The 20930-nt window shown below is 62.0% G+C and carries 17 protein-coding genes and 1 pseudogene; 15 read left to right on the forward strand and 3 right to left on the reverse strand.

Annotation, left to right across the window (positions count from 1 at the left end):
* From CXY70_RS00425 to CXY70_RS00450, 6 genes and pseudogenes are all read left to right on the forward strand, one after another.
* Nucleotides 1-385, forward strand: a 385-nt coding sequence (locus CXY70_RS00425; RefSeq protein WP_146066006.1) for an integrase core domain-containing protein, incomplete at its 5' end; no start/stop codon positions are given.
* 273 nt (nucleotides 386-658) lie between these two features.
* Nucleotides 659-1262, forward strand: a pseudogene (locus CXY70_RS00430) (IS256 family transposase); the annotation flags it as partial.
* Between the two features lie 851 nt (nucleotides 1263-2113).
* Nucleotides 2114-3820 (forward strand): LuxR C-terminal-related transcriptional regulator, encoded by a 1707-nt coding sequence (locus CXY70_RS17650; protein WP_199183310.1) that lies wholly within the window; start codon nucleotides 2114-2116, stop codon nucleotides 3818-3820.
* 193 nt (nucleotides 3821-4013) lie between these two features.
* A complete protein-coding gene (locus tag CXY70_RS00440; protein ID WP_199183311.1) occupies nucleotides 4014-5321 on the forward strand; it encodes an MFS transporter in 1308 nt (435 codons plus the stop codon).
* Nucleotides 5322-5363: 42 nt separating this feature from the next.
* The gene (locus CXY70_RS00445) at nucleotides 5364-6488 is read left to right on the forward strand and encodes a C45 family peptidase (protein WP_199183312.1); all 1125 of its coding nucleotides are present in this window, start codon (nucleotides 5364-5366) and stop codon (nucleotides 6486-6488) included.
* Nucleotides 6481-7338: a polysaccharide deacetylase gene (locus CXY70_RS00450; protein ID WP_104190448.1), complete on the forward strand. Its 858-nt coding sequence runs from the start codon at nucleotides 6481-6483 to the stop codon at nucleotides 7336-7338. Before CXY70_RS00445 ends, CXY70_RS00450 begins: the two co-directional genes overlap by 8 nt.
* A 797-nt stretch (nucleotides 7339-8135) precedes the next feature.
* On the opposite strand, the gene CXY70_RS18565 is transcribed toward CXY70_RS00450, so the two are convergent.
* The gene (locus CXY70_RS18565) at nucleotides 8136-8669 is read right to left on the reverse strand and encodes a hypothetical protein (RefSeq protein WP_369851278.1); all 534 of its coding nucleotides are present in this window, start codon (nucleotides 8667-8669) and stop codon (nucleotides 8136-8138) included.
* Between the two features lie 21 nt (nucleotides 8670-8690).
* The gene (locus tag CXY70_RS00455; RefSeq protein WP_369851279.1) at nucleotides 8691-9971 is read right to left on the reverse strand and encodes an ATP-dependent RecD-like DNA helicase; all 1281 of its coding nucleotides are present in this window, start codon (nucleotides 9969-9971) and stop codon (nucleotides 8691-8693) included.
* 536 nt (nucleotides 9972-10507) lie between these two features.
* Between CXY70_RS00455 and CXY70_RS00460 the strand changes: the two genes are divergently transcribed.
* From CXY70_RS00460 to CXY70_RS00470, 3 genes are read left to right on the forward strand one after another with little or no spacing between them, the layout of a single operon-like run.
* Nucleotides 10508-10777, forward strand: coding sequence for a DUF6112 family protein (locus CXY70_RS00460; protein ID WP_104190449.1), 270 nt, complete (start codon nucleotides 10508-10510; stop codon nucleotides 10775-10777).
* Nucleotides 10778-10803: 26 nt separating this feature from the next.
* A complete protein-coding gene (locus CXY70_RS00465) occupies nucleotides 10804-12165 on the forward strand; it encodes a conjugal transfer protein TrbL (protein ID WP_104190450.1) in 1362 nt (453 codons plus the stop codon).
* A gap of 2 nt (nucleotides 12166-12167) precedes the next feature.
* Entirely contained in the window at nucleotides 12168-13631 is a 1464-nt protein-coding gene (locus CXY70_RS00470) for an SCO6880 family protein (protein WP_104190451.1), read from the forward strand.
* A gap of 214 nt (nucleotides 13632-13845) precedes the next feature.
* Here the strand turns inward: CXY70_RS00470 and CXY70_RS00475 are convergent, their stop codons facing one another.
* Entirely contained in the window at nucleotides 13846-14157 is a 312-nt protein-coding gene (locus tag CXY70_RS00475) for a thioredoxin family protein (protein WP_104190452.1), read from the reverse strand.
* Nucleotides 14158-14302: 145 nt separating this feature from the next.
* On the opposite strand from CXY70_RS00475, the gene CXY70_RS00480 reads away from it, so the two are divergent.
* From CXY70_RS00480 to CXY70_RS00505, 6 genes are all read left to right on the forward strand, one after another.
* Nucleotides 14303-14704: a hypothetical protein gene (locus CXY70_RS00480; protein WP_104190453.1), complete on the forward strand. Its 402-nt coding sequence runs from the start codon at nucleotides 14303-14305 to the stop codon at nucleotides 14702-14704.
* A 23-nt stretch (nucleotides 14705-14727) separates the two neighbouring features.
* Nucleotides 14728-16191 carry an ATP-binding protein gene (locus tag CXY70_RS00485; RefSeq protein WP_104190454.1) on the forward strand — a complete coding sequence of 488 codons (1464 nt, stop codon included), beginning with the start codon at nucleotides 14728-14730 and terminating at the stop codon, nucleotides 16189-16191.
* A gap of 166 nt (nucleotides 16192-16357) precedes the next feature.
* Nucleotides 16358-18163: a TraM recognition domain-containing protein gene (locus CXY70_RS00490; protein WP_104190455.1), complete on the forward strand. Its 1806-nt coding sequence runs from the start codon at nucleotides 16358-16360 to the stop codon at nucleotides 18161-18163.
* A 1050-nt stretch (nucleotides 18164-19213) separates the two neighbouring features.
* Nucleotides 19214-19378 carry an HNH endonuclease gene (locus CXY70_RS18570; RefSeq protein ID WP_369851284.1) on the forward strand — a complete coding sequence of 55 codons (165 nt, stop codon included), beginning with the start codon at nucleotides 19214-19216 and terminating at the stop codon, nucleotides 19376-19378.
* Between the two features lie 255 nt (nucleotides 19379-19633).
* The gene (locus CXY70_RS00500) at nucleotides 19634-20068 is read left to right on the forward strand and encodes a single-stranded DNA-binding protein (protein WP_104190457.1); all 435 of its coding nucleotides are present in this window, start codon (nucleotides 19634-19636) and stop codon (nucleotides 20066-20068) included.
* Nucleotides 20069-20075: 7 nt separating this feature from the next.
* Entirely contained in the window at nucleotides 20076-20660 is a 585-nt protein-coding gene (locus CXY70_RS00505) for a hypothetical protein (RefSeq protein WP_104190458.1), read from the forward strand.
* Nucleotides 20661-20930 lie beyond the last annotated feature (270 nt).

The following is a 20930-nucleotide window of genomic DNA, read 5'->3' on the forward strand; positions in this document are numbered from 1 at the left end:
CGCGGCGTTGCTGTCTGATCTGGAGGTTACCAAGTCGCATTCGAGGCCTCGGGTAAGTAACGATAATCCCTACAGCGAGGCGTGGTTCAAGACCCTGAAATTCGCTCCGACGTTCCCCGAACGCTTCGGCTCCCTCACCGACGCGAAGACGTTCATGGCCTCGTTCGTCGACGGTTACAACCACGAACATCGCCATTCCGGGATCGGCCTGAACTCGCCAGCTGACGTGCACTACGGCCTCGCCGAGGCGAAGGCCATCGAACGAGCAGCAACGCTGGACGCGGCCAGAGCACGCTTCCCCGAGCGATTCAGCACCAGCCACGCACCAAAGATCCTGTCCATTCCCGCGACGGCTTGGATCAANGGGCTCGAACTAGCCGCCTAAACTCCCACTGGCCTCATTCACCTTGACAAATTCCGAAGGCGTGGGCGTGACCCACCCAACGAAACCCTGGGAACGCAAGAACGCGGAATATCAGACACAGTTCGCCCAGCGTCAGATTGATCTCCCCGCAGTGCTCTGTGAGCCAGGACGGTAGATGTGCACGAAGCCATGAGACCCCGCGTCCACGAAGTGCTGAGATCCACTGTCCACGATGTCACGCGATTACACACCAACAACGTGGACTAACCGTGCCGAGTCGGACTACTCGCCACCAAGACGGTGATCAACCCCTCGACGGGGCCGGTGACCATTCAGGTTCCTCGCGACCGGGACGGCTCCTTCACGCCGGTGATCGTGCCGAAACAACATCGCCGCCTGACCGGCGTCGATGAGATCGTGCTGTGGTTGTATGCCCGCGGCCTCACAACCGGGGAAATCAGCGCGAACTTCAACCAGATCTATGGTGCGCAGGTGTCCAAGGAGACAATCTCCCGCATCACGGACGAGGTCGTCGAGGAGATGCAGACCTGGCAGTCCCGCCCGTTGGACTGCGGCAATTTTCATTGATGCGATCGTGGTGAAGATCCGCGATGGGCAGGTCGCCAACCGGCCCATCTATGCGGCCATCGGCGTGACTCTGGACGGCGATAAGGACATTCTCGGGTTATGGGCCGGCACCGGCGGTGAGGGCGCCAAGTTTTTGGATGTCTGCCTGACCGACATTAAGAACCGTGGTGTGACCGACACGTTCTTCCTGATCTGTGACGGTTTGAAGGGATTGCCTGACGTCGTCGGGAACGTGTGGCCGTTGACGACGGTTCAGACGTGCATCATCCACTTGATCCGCAACACGTTCAAGCTGGCCTCGAAGAAGGATTGAGATGCGATGAAACGAGTGGTGAAACCGATCTACACCGCTCCGTGAGCCGTCTGTAAGTCCTTCTTGTGGCTGGCCTGGGGCTGGCCACTAGAAAGACTTACAGACGGTTCACTCAGCGCTTTAGAACCAGTGGTTTGATTCTACTTAGACGCACAAACGACTTCTCCACCATCGTTTTTGGCATACTTTGCAACCGTCATTGAAAAAATCATCACAAACATGAGCCCGCTGTTAACTCCCACCCGAAGATTAGGCTCAGGATGCCGTTTGAGAACAGGGGCACCGGCCACTATGGAACAAATAGATCATAAAAGCTGCCTACTTTTCAAGGAGCTTCAACAAAAGTGAGCGACCCTGCAATCAAATTTACAGCTGGGGTCGTACGCGGAGCAGTGCCTCTGTCACTTCACAGTCAAATCATGGCTGAAAAACCCGAGTTGTCGAAAGGTTTCACAACACCTTCGGTGGCCTGCAGCCATCTGAAAACAATCTCCCCAGCACCCAAGAACAAATGTTCCGAAGCGGATCGATGAGGCCCAAACGCCAGGGGTATGAAATACAGGACGCTTCCATTCTCTGTATTCGCGGTTTCCTAGTGTCACCCCTTGTCGGAGCCGAGACAAAGTTGCGTTTAGGATAGCGTGCCGCATCACCGGTACGTGTATCGTATTTCTTCATAGCTTTGGACCGAGCACGACAGAACCGTGGAGATAGATCCAGCCGAGGAAGACAACGTTTTGCCGACGTCGTTAACGCCTGTAATGCAGATACGTGGTCGCCCTATACGGCATGCAAGTCTACGCGCGCGTTTCCGGCCGTCGAGAATTTCTGAGGAGTTCAAGAGAAATATGTACCATCGACTGCTCCTTCGCGGCAATGGAAGCAAACACTGCGATGATGTTGGTTTTTTTGACCAACACCCCTTATTGGCGGTCCAAGCAGAACGCGCACTCAATCTGCCTACATTAAACACGCTTCGGTACTTCTACCGACCGAACTCCACCGTGATTCTATACATCGAAATCAATCGAATGGGTACCGGCAAGGAAGCCACCTGCACTTTGGAGGTCATCCCCTCCGAGTCACCATGGAATCTCACTCGCCGTGAGCACGAGGTTCTCTCCGGCCTCGCCGTCGGGCTCACCAATGCTGAAATCAGCAGCTTGATGTTTTGCAGTCGAAGCACCGTGGCCACGCACATAGAGAAGATCCTGGTGAAGCTCAAAGTGTCCAACCGCAGTGCAGCAGCGTCCATAGCCGTGTCCATGGAAGCACTCTTGGCACCATTGCTTGACTCCGAAACGGTTCAAGCTTCCCCCCAACTTTGGATGTTGCTTGATCACGCGGGCAACGCGTCCCCGGCCGCGCCGACTCGACCGCCCCGGCTGCCGCTCCATCCTCAAAAGCGTGCCATCCTGATCGGTTCCTTATACAGCACCTCAGTCACCCGCCGGTGGGAGGCGCGCGGCCTAGTGCAGGCTAGTCGACTGGCCATCGCGCAGATCAATGCCAGAGGCGGCGTCAACGGCCGGCCTCTCGCACATCTAGTCGTTCCAATCGATTCGAACGGACAGGCAGCCCTAACGGAGTTGCACTCCAAGAACGTTGACGCCATCACACTGGGGAATCTCGACGAGGATACGGCGCGGTTGATCTTCAACGCAAACAGAGACTACGGAGCCCCACTATTTCACACCATGGTGGCGCCCTCGTTGACAGACAGCCTGCGAAGTTCCGACGCTGCCCGGGACCAAGTATTCTCCGTCGCCGCCAGCGAACATGCCTATATCTCCGGATTCTTTCGCACGCTCAACATGATTGAGTCGAGCACACCATGGAACCCCGGCCAGCGCAAAGTCCTTTTGATCCTTCGAAAGGGCGAAAAAACCGGTGCGGTTGCAGCGCAAGCTTTCGACCTCGGTGAGCGCGGAAACTGGGAAATAGATATTGCCTTCGTGGATGATCAGGAGGCGAACGCGGGATGGAGTGAGGCGATTCGCGGCATTGCGCGCGAAGGCGTCGAGGTCGTTTTGTTAGGAACTTTCATCGAAGGACATTTGTTAGCATTTCTCCGAGAAATTCAAACGTCTGGACATAGTCCCTTGATTTACTCTGTCTGGGCCCCTTCGGCTCCTGGGTTTCTCAAAAGAGCTGGCCGCTTAGCCGAAGGACTCGTCTGGGCAACCGTGATTGGCGGCTACGCCAATGATTCGTTCCGCGAATTTAGCCAGAATTACTCGGCCAGTTTCGGCGAAGACGCGGGATCCGGAACCGCCCCCATCCACTTCGATTTAGTCAACCTGCTCGCGGCGTCCTGGTCACAGATCAATGTGCCTTGGGACTTCGCCGCCTCGGCAAGCATTCTGAGCACGATTTCATATCGTGGAGTTACCGGACAGTATCGCTTCAGAGGGCCTCAGCAGCACGAGCGGAAGTATGTTGATAACCCTCTTGACGCGTCGTCAAGTCACTTTCACCTCGTACACCAGATCCAGAATGGCGTCGACCGGGTGATTAGCCCCTCCGCTGTCGCCAACGCGGCCTTCCGCCCGTAAGGACCTCGCCGACACAATCGGTCAAATGGCCGATGTGCCAATCAGGCGAGTCAGTCAGTATTTTCAATACCACTCGATTGTACTTCCAGCTTGTGTCGCTGAGAACGTATCGCACCGCCGTCAGGATCATCTCACCATGCTCCGGTTCGTGCGTCATCCCCGGTTCGGCACAAAGTCGTAAAGGAGACTTGTCTTGTCACAATCATCAACTGCTCTCAGAGAGGGCCTGGGAACGAAATCGAACCCGGTCCGTGCCGTCGTCGCTGGGAGCTTCGGTAACCTGATGGAGAACTACGACAATCTGGTCTACGCGTACTCGGCTTTCTGGATCAGTCAGCTGTTCTTCCCGGCGGCCGAAGGTGCTTCAGGAATTCTGCTTACATTCGCCGTTTTCGCCGTTGGATTCTTTGCCCGGCCCCTCGGAACCTTGTTTTTCGGTCATTACGGCGACAAAGCGGGGCGCAAAGCTGCGCTCGTTGTGTCTGTCGCACTCATGGGCGTGACAACAGTCCTCATGGGCTTCCTCCCAACATATTCATCCATCGGGATCGCGGCACCAATCCTGCTCGTTGTCCTGCGGCTACTCCAAGGCTTCGCAGTAGCTGGCGAGTGGGCTGGCTCTGCCGCAATGCTCGTCGAGTATGCTCCGGCAAATAGACGAGGATTCTTCGGTAGTTTCAACCAGGTGTCCACAGGGGCAGGATTTCTGCTGGCCGCGGCCGTCGTTACCCTTAACGCATCAATCTTCGATGAAGCCACCATGCTTGAGTGGGCCTGGCGAGTGCCGTTTTTCCTTGGTGCGATCACGGCCATCGCGGCCTTGATCCTCCGAATGGGACTCGACGACACTCCCCATTTCCGGAAGGAAGTTGCCGCAGGTACTGTCGCCAAACGGCCGGTCCTCGTGGCCCTTCAAACACAATTCCCCGCGATTCTCAAGGGCTTCGGGTTCACCGTGGTGTGGACCGTCGGTTACTTCTTCTTCCTTACCTATATTCCCACGTACCTCACCCAGGTTGCCGGCGTGGACGCGAACGTCGCGAAGACCTCAAACCTGCTCGCTCTCGTTGTTTTCACGCTCTCAATTCCTGTGTTCGGACTCCTGTCTGACAAAATCGGCCGCCGCCCCCTTCTTCTGGCCGGTGCGGCAGGCTTCGTTGTCTCTAGCTTTCCGATTCTCGCAATCTTCAACTCCGGAAACGACGCTGCAGTCTACTTCGGGCAGATTCTCTTGGCGCTAATTCTGGCAGCCTTCTCAGGACCCGGCCCTGCGGCACTGAGCGAACTCTTTCCCACGAACGTCCGTTACTCGGCTCTCGGAATCGGCTATAACTTCTCCGTGATGGCGTTCGGCGGTACCGCGGCGTTCATGGCGACCGGGGTTGTTAAACTCACCGGTTCACCGATAACTGCAGCGATCATCCCCACCGGAGCTGCCGTTGTCACCCTACTGGTCATCCTGTTCCTGATGCCCGAATCCGCCAAGTCGAAGCTGAAGTAGGAAGACGAGTTGAACGCCACGATAATCCCAGGCTCCCCAGACTTGGTCGTCGTTGAAGGCAGCGACCACGAAATGGGCGGCCAAATAGGTGAGGCAACGCGCGACCTCATTCATCGGAGTGTGGAAACATACGCCCGCAGGTACCGGAATGAAGCGAAGCTGAGCGATTCCGACATCCACCGCTGGGGAAGTACCTACTACAAGGCGGTAGAAGATTTCGATCCCAGGATCAGCGCAATGTTGATGGGCGTGTCGGAAGGCTCCGGCATTCCCGTGGAAACAATTACAGCACTCAACGCGCGCACCGAGCTCCTCTACGGGACCGGCTACCGTGACGAGGGATGTACTTCATATGCCGTCCTCCCCGAGCGAATGGGAACCGCCCATACCGTCATAGGCCAGAACTGGGACTGGCGTTCAGAACAACGTGATGTGACTTTCCTGCTCGCGACGCGGGACACGGAAGGCTTCTCCGTTCTTACACTGACGGAAGCGGGGATGCTCGCTAAGAGTGGACTCAACTCAGCAGGAATAGGCGCGTGCGCGAACCTCTTGGTCTCCAATCGGGACCGAAGCGGCACAGGTATTCCGTATCACTTCCTGCTCCGCAGCGCCCTCAATGCCGACACATTGAGCCGTGCCATCAAACGCGTCACTTCGGCCACGAGGATTTCCTCAGGCAATATCATGCTGGGGGCAGCCGGCGGCGAGGCCATTGACCTGGAGCTCGCTCCAGACGTTTTCGGTCACGTTCTTCCCGAAAGAGGCATCATCACCCACGCCAATCATTTCGAGTCCAAGATTGACGTAGTGGATCGCTTCGTTTCCACCTCAGCTCTGTCATTAATCCGGTCTCCACGGCTTCGTCGTCTCTTCGAACGTCACGGTCAAATTCTCAAGGAAGATCAAATCGTTGCGGGACTGCGGGATCACTTCTCCTACCCTGACAGCATTTGCCGCCATCCTGACCCGTTGGAAGCTGAGATCAAACACACGACCACGCTCTACTCAATTCTGATGGATCTGGACGAGCGGACAATGGCTATAGCGCCCGAATTCGCGTGCGTGAATCCTTACGTACGGTGGTCGTTGGACACCATTTTTGACGCAGAGCGCCGGTCATCTCAGCAAGTTTTTGAACCCATTCTGGAGGATGCCCATGTCTAAGAAATCGTCAGTCTGCGTCACGTTCGATTTTGATGCGATCTCACTCTGGTTAGCCCGGAAAATGGACACGCCTGGTCCCGTTTCTCGCGGGGAATTCGGAGCCCATGCCATCCCGAGGATTCTCCGCGCACTCGACGCGCGCGGGATCCCCAGCACCTTCTTCATCCCGGGGCACACGGCCGAGACGTACCGCGCACAGTGCCTCGACATTGCCCGCGCAGGACACGAACTAGCTCTGCACGGATACTGCCACGAACCAGTCTCGACGTTGGACGAGAACGCGGAACGCGTGGTGGTCAGGCGCTCCGCTGACATCCTCGCCGCAATCAGTGGCAAAGATGTTCTGGGACACCGAACCCCCAGCTTTGACTTCACGAAGTCTACGATCAGGATCATCCAAGAGCTTGGCTGCGAGTACGATTCCAGCCTCATGGGAACGGACTACACCCCGTACTTTGCTCGATCAGGCGACCTCTCGAATCGCGATTCTGCCTACGCTTTCGGCACCGCAAGTGACGTCATCGAGGTTCCCGTCTCATGGACCTTGGATGACTATCCACACCTCGAATTCGTTCGCTCGCCGGCCTTCACTATGTCGGGCTTGAAATCAGTAAATGATATGTTCGAAAGTTTTTACCAGGACGTGCTCTATATGACCGAGCGGGAACCGGGTGGAGTTTGCACTTTGACCTTCCACCCACAGGTCATTGGTCGCGGTGGACGGATGCTGGCGCTTGAAACGTTTCTTGACCGAATTGCCGAACTGCCAATTGAATTCGTCACATGTCTGGATGCAGCGCGTTCAGCGCGACAACGCCTTGCTAAGGACCCACTTCACTCTGCGGTTTGACCTCGATGCAGGACTGGTCTTCCACCTCGAGACCGAGCGCGCCATCCCTTCGATTCTCAGGGCCTCGGCATAGGCGATCCTTGTCAAGCTCCTGCAGAGGATCAGCCAAGCGGCCGCCCTGATAAGGCCTGAAGCCCGCTGCAACTGGTGGTGAGGTGTGACCATTGAGCGCGCTCTGCTCCTTTTGCGTGATCGCGTGCAGTCGGTGCTGCTGGCAAGTACCGCCTGATGGAAGTTCCAGTCCAGCTATTTGGCAATTAATCGCGTGACATCTGGAACAGTCGATCTCAGAACTTCGTGGAGGTCGGGTCTCAAGGCTTCGTGCACATTTACCGCCCCGGCTCACCGAGCACTGCGGGGATCGCGTGAATCACGATGGCGATCGGGATGAATCGGAGTATGAAGAAGTAGCCGCGGGCTGTGGCGGCAAGGATGTTAACGCCGGATGGAAACGAACTTGGCGCGGCCTTTCAGATGTTCGGCAACAAGAACCTGGAGGCACTGAAAGTAATACCATCGCACCGAGCGACAGCGCGCAGTAGAGGATTGCCTGATAATACTGCAGAATTGGATGGCGGCTTGCGAAAGTGCCGCACGGGCCAAGTCAGACCGGTTGTCCGCAGCGCCGCGGAGCCAGGGCACCCCGACCCATAGCTCTTGTCGCGGGGTTGATCGTGCCGCCCGGGGCATGAGCTTCTCGATTAGGGCGCGAATACTTGGCCGCACCATATCGGCCGCGGACAGGCATTGTCACGGTGGACATCCGCTCACCTGTGACTGCAGGCCCGAGATTGCCATTAGCGAGCAAGCCCCGAGATAACTCCCCTCAATCCACTCGGACCATCGATCCGACGGTCTTGACCCATCCGCTGGGCCGAAACGAACGCGGCATGAGCACGACCGGCATCCAACTTCTGGGCCGCCGACTCCGGCTCCGCGCCGAGCGTTCTCGCGCCGGTGATGCCGTAGCGGTCTCGGTAGGCCGCGACCGTGCATCCGTTTTGGTGCCACGTGGCGGCGAATGATCCGCGCGGGACAGTACCGAGTGCTCGAGTCCAGGACTCCCCCGCGAGCAGCGCCTGGTCGAGCACGGCGGCCGCTCGCGACTCGATCAGGTCGGCGCGCTCGGCCAAGGCTTGGTGCATGGCAGCGTCCATCGGGCCGATCGCACGAGGAATCAGCCCCGCGACGAGACGCGGCGCACGGCGCGTTCGACCTGCGCCGTTGTCCCGCGACACGACTGCCGCGACCCTGGCTCGCAGCACCGCCGCGATGTCCTGCGCATCCTCAAACCCGCGCGCCGCAACCACCCGCGGCAGCAGGCTCGCCACATCGACGAAGTGAGCCTCGGCTCACCGCAGCTCCGCGGTCAGCGGGCCGAAGGCATCCGAATTGACCACATCCAAAACCTGCGAAGGCGAGAGCCCGCTCGCTCGCACGAGAGCAGCCCACCGGGCGTGCTGCGCGGCCGCCGCGAGGGTCTCGTACTCCGCCGCGAGCTGGGCCACCGAGCCCCAGGCATCCTGCTCAGCCGCCAGAGTCTCGTGCGCCGACAGCTCGGCACCGACGTGCTGCAGAATGCCACAGAGGATGCTGCGCGCCGTCACGTCCGCAGCGTCACCCGGCCGCGGCCCGACGTGGGCAACATCGGGCCGGTCGACGGGGACGTAGGCGATGTTCGCCTCGCGACCCCGCGTCATCGCGACGTACAGGTTCTCGCGCGGCATGCTCGGCGCGACGACGTGCGCGGTGTCGGTCGTGATTCCCTGCGCCCGGTGCGAGGTGACCGCGTAGCCCAGCTCGACATGCTCAGCGACGTACGCAGCGGGCAGCAGCACCGTGCTCCCCCACCGCCGTCCCTGCCGTCGCACCTCAACCGAACCGTTCCGGTGCACGCCATTCACAGTCCACCGATCGCCGTTGCGCACCCATCTGCGCGACGCATACAGCCGCCGATCGTTGCGGCGGGTGATGACCGTGTCGCCGACGGCGGCCCGAGTTCCGTCGTGTAGCGCGACTTCGTGCAGCGCGTCGACCCGACCCTCCAGAATCAGCTCGGTGCGAGCGCGCACGTTCAGCGCCGCGACCGCTTCGTTCGAGTCGCTGATCAGCACGGTCGACCTGCCCGAGCGGATGTCCGCCCGCCACGCCACGTAGGCAGCATCCGCCATCGCCTCGGTACTGCCATCACGTAGCCGGTCGTGCGTGGCGTAGAAGTCGATCGAATCCGGGTGGCCTTGGCGCAGCCCGAGGCATGCCGTCTTCTCCCACTCGTGCACGAAGCGGTGCACGTCGACAAGTTCGGGCGCATCCGCTCGATCATGCACGAGCAGCGAGAACGCGCCGCCGGCGTCGACCGACTGCAGCTGCGCGTAGTCGCCGACCATCAGTACCTTCGCCCCCGCGTCCAAAGCCAGTGCGGTGACCCGATCCAGCGGCATCGTGCCCGCCAGAGAGGCCTCGTCAATGATCACGAGCTGACCCGCCTGAAACGACGAACCCTGGTCGACATGGGTCTGCCACCATTTCGCCAGGTTCTCCGTCGCAATGCCAAGATCCTTCGCATCCAGCCCGATTATCGTTCGGCGAGCTCGTCGCAGCCGTTGACCCCGGAAAATTTTCTTTCTATGCAATCGCTGGTAGTCAGGAGCCGCGAGCCCGGTTGACGGGCTTCGCCGCGTAAGCGTGATCCGGTTGATCGCCGTCTCGCACGGTATGGCAAAGAAGTTGTCAAGGGTGAAAAGTCTTGTATCGACACGCTTGTTGGAGAGTGCCTACCGCACCTGAGGCAGAGGCCTACGACGAAAATCTTAGATGCGAGCTGCTGCTGGCGAGGATCGGAGAAGTCTGGCCCGGGCATAGGAAAAAATCAAGGACGAATCCGCTACAACGACGTGATCGGCTGGCGGACGCAGATAACTTTTCCGACGGCGATGCGCTCGTCCTGCGTTAAATTCGAGGATGACCTGTCGTTCGCTGTCGCCTCCATGGTCGGCTTACACCTGCTCGATTTTTGTGCCCTTTGTTCTGTGTCTACTTTGACCCGGACATGTGCCCAGTCGGTGCACGCGACTCAACTGTCCGAACGGTAAAAGGTCTATCTGCCAGAGCGCGGAAGCGCAGTGCGCACCTCTCCCACGTACGCATCAAACGACACAGGGAGCCACCGATGATCGACATCAACCCCAACGGCACGGGACTTCCCGGCATCGAGCAGCTGCGCGTCATCGTCGGCGCGGTAATGACCATCGGCCTCGTGCTGAGCGTTCTCGCCCTCATCGTCGCTGCGATCGTCTGGGGATTCGGCGCCAACTCGTCCAATCCCCACCTCGCCTCCCGCGGCAAGACCTGCGTCATGGTGGCCTGCGGTGCCGCAATCATCTGCGGCGCCGCCGTCACGCTCGTCAACTTCTTCTGGAACGTCGGCCAGTCCGTCTGACCAGCGAATCCGACGCGAGGCAACCGATGAGCGTGGGCGACGTACCGGTCGTAGCGGATGTCTGCACCGGCGTCGGCGGCGTCGCATCCGCTGTCGTCGCCGCACCCTTCGACTGGCTCGCCGCAGCCATGGGGTCCACCGCCGCCTGGCTGTTCGAATCCGTCTGGGCCGCCTTCGACACGACCACCCTGGTCGACCTCACCGACCCGACCTACATCGATGTCTACAACGTGCTCTTCGGCCTCGCCGTCTTCGTCACCCTGATCTTCTTCTGCCTGCAACTGATCACCGGCCTCGTACACCGCGACCCCACAGCGCTCTCTCGCGCCGCGCTCGGCGTCGCCAAATCGGTCCTCGGCTCCTTCGTCATCATCACCATCACCGCCCTCCTCCTCGAGATCACCGACCAGCTGTCTATCGGCATTGTGCAGGCCAGCGGCAACACCATGGAAAGCATGGGCCACCGCATCGCGCTCCTCGCCGTAGGCCTCACCGCGATCAGCCCCGGCGCCCCCGGCGTCGGCGCAATCCTCACGATCTTCCTCGCCGGCCTCGCCATCAGCGGCGCGGCCATCGTCTGGTTCTCCCTGCTCATACGCAAGGCACTACTCCTGGTGGCCATCGTCTTCGGACCGATCGCCCTCGCCGGCGCAACCTGGGACGCCGCCAAAGGCTGGTTCTCCAAATGGGTCGCCTTCGTCGTCGCGCTCATCCTCTCCAAGCTCGTGCTCGTCGTGATCTTCCTGGTGGCCGTCGCGCAGGTCTCGGCCCCGATCGATGCGGATCTGGCCTCCGTCAGCGACCCCATCGCCGGCATCGTGCTGATGTTCATCGCCGCCTTCGCTCCCTACATCACCTACAAGTTCCTCAACTTCGTCGGGCTCGACATGTACCACGCCATGTCCAGCGAGCAGGAAGCCAAGTCGGCGCTGAACCGGCCCGTGCCGGTGCCGAGCGCACCGATGATGAGCAGCGCGCAGAAGGTTCTCGGCCAGGGCGGCAGCGGTCGAGCGATACAGGCTGGTCCTGCATCAGCGGCACCGTCCAGCAGCGGTGGGGCCGGTCCCACGTCGTCGTCGGCCGGTGCCTTGGGAGCGGGCGCATCGGCGAACGCTGGTGCCGGCTCAAGCGCCGGAGCGGGCACCGCAGCAATTGGAGCTGGCGCCGGCGTGGCCACCGCAGGAGTCGCGGCCGGAGCTGCCGTCGTCAGCACCGCAGCCAAGGCCGGCCCGAAGATCGGCAGGGCAGTCGCGCAGAGAGCGGATGCCCACACCGAGCCCGCCGGCACCGCCACCGCCCCGAGCGCGCCATCATCCAACCCACGGCGACCATCGGCATCCGCTTCACCGCAAGAACTGCCAGCCGGACGCAAGGTCAAGGAAACGTAGCCATGGACGCTGACACGAACCACGCCGACTACCGCCTCGCCCCCGTGCAATTCTCGCGACTGACCAAGCGCGGCGTGCTGCTCGGTTTGTCTGTGCCGCAGTTGGTCGCCCTGTCGATCGGCACGCTTACAGTCGTCGCCGCGCTGTACACGGCCGGTGCCGCGGGCGTCGCGTGGACGAGTCCGATCTGGGGTACCGCAGCGGTGATCACCGGCATTCCGATTGGTGGATGCAAGATCGTCGAGTGGATGCCCGTTGTCACCCGATGGGCGTGGCGGTCCGGGCATGAGCAGCTGACCTACCTGCGCCGCATCATCCGCCCGCGCCCGGTAGGAACCCTGTCGCTGCCGGGCGATGCGGCCGCGCTGCGCGAGTGGAACGATCCCGAGTCGGGAGCGGTCATGATCCACGACCCGCACGCGCAAACGCTCACCGCGGTCGTGGCGGTGTCGCACCCGGCGTTCGCGCTGCTCGACCCGGATGAGCAGCATCGCCGCGTGGTCGGGTGGGGACGCGTCCTCGCCGGGGCCTGCAGGTCCGGGCGGATAGCGCGGCTGCAGGTGTCGGAGCGCACGCTGCCCGATTCGGGCACCGGCCTGGCCGAGTGGTGGGAGCGGCACGGCGTCAACGACGGCAGCTGGGCCGCGACGACCTACCATGATCTGATCGAGCGGGCCGGGCCCGCCGGGGAACGCCATGCGACGACGATCGCGCTGTCACTCGATCTCGGTGCGGCCTCTCGGCAGGTACGCACGCAGGGCGGCGGCATGCGCGGTGCGGCGACGGTGCTGCGGCAGGAAATGACGGCCCTCACCGGGGCGCTGCGCGCGGCGGATCTCACCGTCGGCGGCTGGCTCACCGCCGACGAACTCGCGGTAATACTGAGAACCGCCTATGACCCGGCCGTTGGTATCGATCTGGAGCGGCATCCGCTGGTGGGGCGGTCGCTGGCTACGGCGGGCCCGGTCGCGGTCGCCGAGAGCTGGGATCATCTCCGCACCGACAGCGCGTTTCACGCAGTGCTGTGGATCAGCGAATGGCCCAGGTCGCAGGTGTTCCCCGGCTTTCTGTCGCCGCTCGTCTTCACCAACGGCATCCTGCGCACGGTGTCGCTGCACTACCTGCCCGTGCGCGCCGATGAGGCCGCGCGCGACCTGCGCAAGAAGAAGACGGAGCTGATCAGCGATGCCCACCAACGCACCCGCATCGGCCAAGTAGAGGATGCCTCCGCCAACGCCGAGTACGACGACCTCCTGCACCAGGAGGCCGACCTCACCGCCGGGCATGGCGTGCTGCGCACGACAGGACTGGTGTGCGTGACCGCGGCGACCGTGGACGAGCTCGATGCCGCGGTCGCGTCGATCGAGCAGGCCGCCATTCAGGCGTCCTGTGAGACACGCCGGCTCGTGGGCCAGCAGGCGCAGGCGTTTACGGCTGCGGCATTGCCGTTGTGCCGGAGCGTGTGAGTATTTGCTTCGCCGTGGACGTCGGCGACGGTGAAAACTGAGCCAATCTGCCGGTGGCCCCGCAGCTCACGACCGAAGTCAGTGCTGATCGTGCCGCAGCCTGAGCGCGACCCACAGCCCGCATCGACGGCAGATGTAGACGTTGTCGCTGAGTGCGTGCAGCCTGCGGCGCGGATAGATGCGACCGCAGCAGGAACAGGTGAATTCCGAGGCGCTATCCATGAGCCGCAAGCGCTGATTCGATTTGCTGCTGGGTCGGAGTTCCGGCCATGCCGTTCGGCGTGAGATAGATCCGGCAAGCAAGGTCGCTCGTGCGGCCGTCCGTGGGGAAGGGATCCACACCGTCGACGAGGATGGTCGGCGATCCAGCGAAGAGAAGACTCACGGCCGTCTCAGCGGAATCGACAAGCGTGGACTTGACTGACGTATTCGAGGACATCGTGTTCGCAATTGCGCGTTGCAGGCGATGAAGGGTTTCTTCCGAGTTTGGGCAGCCTGCGATGTGGAGCAGCTCGATTGTCGCCATAAGGTTCTTCCTCTGCACGGGACCGTCGAGATCCAAATCTTCAGACGGGTACGGCGCCTCTTCACCCAATTGTGTCACCGCAGTCTCCGGCCGCGTAGTGCCTCGCGCACCTCCAGTGCAAAGCAAAACGTGATCGGAGCGACGCATGGCTGGGTACGAAACGAAGAACCGCACATCTCGATGGATCGGTGTGGCCTTCTTGCAAGGAGCGGAGGCCGACGAGGCCCTCGGCCTGATCGACCGAAGCGGAGCATCCGCTGCCTTCGATTACCTGCAGCCACGGGATCTCGGCGATGCCACGACCGATGCCGCCCTCGAGAATGGGTACGTCTACGACCGCATCCCCGCCGGCCGGACTGACCACATCATCGAGCACGACGGCTCTCCGTACGCGCTGACCTACAGCAGGACCTACCGGTATGTTTCGCTGTTACGGTGGCATCCGCTTGAATCTGAATGCGTACCGGCACGGCCGGCTCCCCGTCGAGACGACGTCTGGGCCGCCCCGCGGTCAACGCGCCAGGCCGAGCGCACGGTCACGCTGTGAAAGACACCGATGTAATTGAGCGGATGCACACGGCCGCGCTCGTAGAGCCACGCGGCGAGTTGCGCCGCGACCGTCGCGCCCGCCGGCGCGAGGCCACGAAGATCGAAGCGGATGCTCAGAAGGCCAAGACCGACGCGGCCCGCACGCGCTGGCACGCCGAGCGGGATGAAGCGCGATCGGGCGCCTACTTGCCCAAGGCCGGCGAGGCTGGCCCTGCCCAGCTGCGCACGCCTGGACGACTGAAACTCCCCAAGCACCAGGACACCACGGCGACCCTGTCGGGCCATTACCCGTTTCTGGCCGAGGCCGGACTCGGCTCGGCCGGCGTCTTCGTCGGTCAGGACCTCTACTCGGGCGGGTCGTTCGTCTACGACCCGTGGGTACTCTACCAACAGGGCATGATCACCGCGCCGAACATCGTGCTGGCCGGTATCGTCGGCTCAGGCAAGTCCTCGCTGGCGAAGTCCCTTTACACCCGCTCGCTCCCCTTCGGCCGACGCGTCTACGTGCCAGGCGATCCGAAAGGCGAGCACACCGCCGTCGCCGAGGCCGTCGGCGGCAAGGCAATCATCCTCGGCCACGGCCTGCGCAACCGGCTGAACCCGCTCGACGAAGGCCACCGGGCAGCATCCGTTTCGGACGCCGAATGGTCGGCGCAGTTGACCGCGCGGCGTCGCGACCTGATCGGCGCCCTCGCCGAAACCGTCCTCGACCGACCGCTCAGCCCGCTCGAGCACACGGCCATCGATCTCGCCCTGGCCGATACCGTGCGCAGCGCGGAGGTGCCGATCCTGCCGATGGTGGTCGATCGCATCCTCTCCCCCAACCCCGAGGATGACGAGGGCCGCCTCGCCGCAGACGGCCGCCTCGTCGGCCATGCGCTGCGCCGGCTGGTGGCCGGCGACCTCGCCGGGCTATTCGACGGACCGTCCACCGTGCGATTCGACCCCTCGCTGCCAATGGTCTCCCTCGACCTGTCGCGGGTGGCCGAGAACTCAACGCTCATCTCCGTGTTGATGACGTGCTCGTCGGCGTGGATGGAATCCGCCCTCGCCGATCCAGACGGCGGCCAGCGCTGGGTCATCTACGACGAGGCCTGGCGGCTCATGGCGTATCCTGCGCTGCTGCGCCGAATGGATGCCCAGTGGCGGCTCGCCCGACACTTCGGCATCGCCAACATGCTCATCTTCCACAAGCTAAGCGACCTCGACAACGTCGGCGACTCCGGATCCGCCATGCGCGCACTCGCATCGTCGCTGCTCGCCAACGCGGAAACGCGCATCGTCTACCGGCAGGAACCCGACCAGCTCGGATCCACGGCGAGCGCGCTCGGCTTGAGCCGAACCGAGCAGAAGCTACTGCCTACGCTTGGCACCGGTCAAGGGTTGTGGCGGGTGAAGGATCGCAGTTTCGTCGTGCAGCACCAGCTGCATCCCGATGAGCTCGCGGCGTTCGATACGACGGCGCGGATGACGTCAGGGCAATAACTGCGCACCTTGTATTCGATTGAGGAGGTTTGTCCATGGAACGAGAAGCGCAAATGACGCCTGCCGGACTCCCCGAGCCCCGCGCCGTATGCGCCCGCTCCTCCTGCGTGCCAAACTCCAGTCATTCCCCCTCCGCGACGCTTCGGCCGTCTGACTTGATAAGCGGATGACCACCCAGCGACCGCAGACCGACCTCGGGGACGAGCTGACCAACCTCGGTATTGGACTCCTGATTGGTGCGGGAACGTTGGCGCTGCTGCTTCGCGGCTCCGCTGCTGTCGCGGCCTGGGCAATTGGGACCGCGCAGCCCACCGGCGGACCGGAGACCGGGCTCGCCGTGCTTCTGGACCCAGGCAACCCGGCAGCAGCGCTGCGGGCACCAGATCTGAACCCGGTCGCATATTGGGTGACGACGATCGTTCTGGTGGGGCTGGCATCCGCTTTGGCGTTTGGGTTGTGGCGCATATTTAGGGGCGTCACGACGAAGGTCGACCCGTACCGCATTGCCGGGATCGCGACCCGGGCCGAGGTTGCTCGCGCCGCGTCGCATTCGGCCATCATGAAGCGCGCGGCGCACCTTCGACCGTCGCTCGCGAAGGCCAGCCCGAGCGATGTTGGTTACCGGATCGGGCGATCGCGCGGTACCGCGGTCTGGACGAGCGTCGAGGACTCGATCCTGGTGATCGGGCCACCGCGCTCCGGCAAGGGCGCGCACATCGTGATCAACGCCATCCTCGACGCACCAGGCCCTGTCGTCACCACCTCTACCCGCCCCGACAACCTCACCACCACGCTTCGCGCACGGCAACAGCTGGGCCCCGTGGCGGTCTTCGATCCGCAACAACTGGCGGCTGGCGTGCCCGTAGGACTGCGGTGGTCGCCTATTCGCGGCTGCGAAGACCCGCTCACGGCCATGATCCGCGCGGCCGGGCTCGCCGCCGGAACCGGACTGGCCGCGGGCGGCGTAGACGGCGGCGGATTCTGGGAAGCCAAGACCCGCACGGCACTGCAATCGCTGCTGCACGCGGCAGCGCTGGACCGCTGCTCGCCAGCCGAGCTATTTCGCTGGACCCTCGACCCAGCCGCCGCCCACGACGCGGTATCCATTTTGCTGAGCTTGCCTGCCGCGGCCACAGGCTGGGGCGACTCGCTCCGGGCCACACTCGAGGCCGACCCCCGCACGCACGACTCCATCTGGCAGGGCGTCTCGCTGTCGCTGGGCGCCCTGGCTGACCCACGGGTGTTGGATGCCGTCTCACCGCCAGAAGGCGAGGGGTTCGACCCTGCGGGATTCTTACGCAGCAACGGCACCCTCTACCTGCTGGCGACCGGCGCGGGTTCAAATAACTCGGCCGCTCTCGTCTCGGCGTTCGTAGAGGACCTGGTCGAGACCGCCCGCCGCATCGCCGCCCGAAGCACCGGTGCGCGACTCGACCCACCACTGCTGCTCGCGCTCGACGAGATCGGAAACCTCGCGCCGCTCCCCTCGCTTCCCACGCTCATGGCGGAGGGGGGCGGGACCGGCATCACCACAATGCCGGGGCTGCAGTCGCTCGCGCAGGCGCGCACGAAGTGGAGCGACAACGCGGCCGGCACCATCTGGGATTCCTCGATCGTCAAGATCGTTCTCGGCGGAGGATCCAACTCCAGGGACCTGCACGACCTCTCGACCCTCATCGGCGACCGCGACGAAACGATCGACTCGACGACCATTGGCGATCGCGGTTCGCGGTCTTCGCAGCGCTCGATCCGACGAGTGCCGATCATGCCACCCGACACCATCCGCACCGTGCCCTTCGGCACTGGCCTGATCATGCTCCGCTCCGCCCCACCGATCATCGCGAGCCTGCAGATGTGGACCGCCCGGCCCGATGCCAAGGTGCTGCGAGCGAACCGACAGGAAATCGAGGACCTCATGCGCGAGCCCGTTAAGGATGATTCGACGGAGAAACCGGACCGCCAGACCGATTGACAAGCGCTCGTACAGGCATCTGGAAGAAACAAAAATCGACTTATTCGGTCTAGGTCCCTCCCAAGCAGCCATCATGATCCCTTCCGGTTCGCGCCGTGACGGGCCCTCGGACCATGGCGGTCATCGATAGGAGCAGATTGGGAAAATGTTGCTATCCGACAGTTCGCGCGTTCGGCAAGTTCGCAAACTCGATATTCTCGGCACGTAGAGTTTGTGGAGGGAGTTCTAATGGCTGATCAGGACGCATACTTTCGGGTAATGAACGCAGCGTTGAAGCATCCGGAGGGACGCGCGAGAGGTGGAGAATCCTGCGTCGTTTGCGGTGATCCAGTCCCCCAGACTGCGTATTGGGGGCATCGAGACCGGCGTGTGTGCTCCGTGCACTGCAACAGCCTGCTCGTGCGCAGGTACGGTCGTGGGAGCGCCACGGTTGATGCCGCCCGTTTTGCAGGAGCCGAGGTTCTTGTCGGTCCTCGGCCGAATCCACGAACAACTGGACCTCGACTTTTCCGGACGGTTCCGGACGAGCTAGTTCCCATCGAGTGGGAGGGATATGGTCCGTTGCCAGGCGATGTCATTGAACGGTACGGGATCATTACGCGCTTTCAGCTCGTTGATATGCCCGCAACATTTTTTGCGAAGAAAATTGTTATATCCGTGGCAGAGACCCGTGAACACTTCATTAATGGGGCGAACCCAGACGGTTCATGTTCACGGCTTGAAATTGGTGCTCACAGCCCAACAGGTGAGCGCCACACTGACTCCCTGAACCATAAGTTCACCATCAACGGCGTGTTATGCGAGTGGCGTCGAGAACACATCACCGATCTTCAACCGGATGGTGTCGATTACTTCACGTGGGAGTGCACAGCCGCTAGTCCCGTTCTAGCACCGCAGTACCCGCCGTCCATGCAGTCACCTCGCTACCGAACGGAGATGCAGCGTCGCAAGCGCATTTCGTCCAACACGTCACGCCACGAGCGTCGGGCTCGCAGCGAGGCTCGAATCGAGCAATTTGACCCTTTAGACATTTACCTACGTGATGAATGGATGTGCCAGATCTGCGGCGCGGAAGTGGATCAGAGCATCCTTTACCCAGAGGGGTGGTCGGCTACCTTGGACCATGTTGTGGCATTGTCTCGAGGTGGGAACCATACCCCCGAAAACACCGTGTTGGCACATCTGCGCTGCAACCTGGCGAAATCTACGAACTAAGCCAATCAACGCAGCAGCCTCTTCGTCGGGTACCACTAGTCGCAAACGCCCCGAAGCTCTTTTTCTTCGGCGGAAGTACCTCATGCAGACGCGTTCGCATGAGGCACACTCCTACCTGTTTTCACTCGTCCCGGTGGGCGTCCCCACAGCCAGCCGGCATCCGCTGTCTTGTCCATCTCCTCTGGGAGCGCGCCGCGCACCTCTAAGTGAGCGCGGACCACGATGGTCCGTCCCGATCACAGGAGGTTCGGTCCCATGGCATTTCACACGCAGCAATCGCTGTCCGGCTTCATCGCATCAGAGCCGCAGCAATCCGTGACCGAGAACGGTGACACCCGCTTCTACGTTCGCATCGGCCAGCCCCACTTCCGCCACGAATACAGCGGCAGTTTCACCGCGCTTGAGCCGACCTTTCACGACCTCGTCGCCTACCGCGCCACCGCCGAACGGGCTCTTGCCCGATTTGCCAAAGGCGACAGCTTCGTCGCAGAAGGCTATGTGCGCACCTTCCAGGTCGAGCGCGACGGCGAAACCATCCAACGCGAAGAGTTCGTCGCCAAGAAGATCGGCCACGATCTGGCCCGCACCAACTATCAGGTCGACCTTACCCATCGCGACGCTTCGAACACCTCGCGGGATACCGAAGTAGCGCACGAGACGGAAGTGGCTCACACCGGCTCGGGACGGTGAACCAGCCATGGCAGAGTCCTTGGTCGAGTGGGCATCCGACGATCACGACGACGCCTTTCGTGAGAGCTCGTTGGACGACCTCGACCGGCCACTCACGACGGAGCCGCCGCATCCGATCAACTGGAACCTGCTCAGCGCCGACGACGCCGAGGCCGAATGGATCGAACTCAACCGGTGGGTGAACTGGCTACGACGCACCTACGGGCTGCCGGCATCCGTCGTGCCCCCGTTCTGGCATCGGCACCCCGAGCTCGTCTGGGAACTCTCCGCGCTGAACCTGCACTGGCTCGGCGCATACGACCCCGACCAGCATGGCTCAGCCCCTTTCGGCTGGCATCGCGACTTCGCGGATGCCCGTCAGCGACTGCGAGACTGGGTCGCCACTTCGGGGACACGGCTGGAGCGAGACCGACCGACGCGCCAGACTGTTTGGCCAGGCGAACCGGCCGCCGACACCGTGGAAGACGTTGTCATCGGCGATCGCGACGAGGACTTCGTGCAGTTCGTCGTCCACGATGTCGCAAGGCGGCGCGAGGCGGAGGCTGTGACGCGCAGATTCTCGATGACACGTCCCTCCGCCCGCCTTCCCTAGCAGCATTCGCAGCTGCACTAACCGCGAAACCTCAATCATCTTGGACAAGACTCCAGGAGCTCACCCTGCCCTCAAGCGGTTGTCGATCCCAGTAAGACACTGGGATCGTGATTACACGCTCGACACGAGGTGCGTTTGAGTCCGCTGGGTAATGCCGGGTATCTGAGGGTGTCGGCGGCCATAATCCCCGGGCGTTTTCCAGCCAACGTCGCAACACCTAACGTTTAGGAATAGCGATGAAAGACAATTCAAGAACCCGGAAAAAAGGCA

It is taken from the genome of Cryobacterium sp. Y82, from assembly GCF_002929495.1.
Lineage (GTDB): Bacteria > Actinomycetota > Actinomycetes > Actinomycetales > Microbacteriaceae > Cryobacterium > Cryobacterium serini.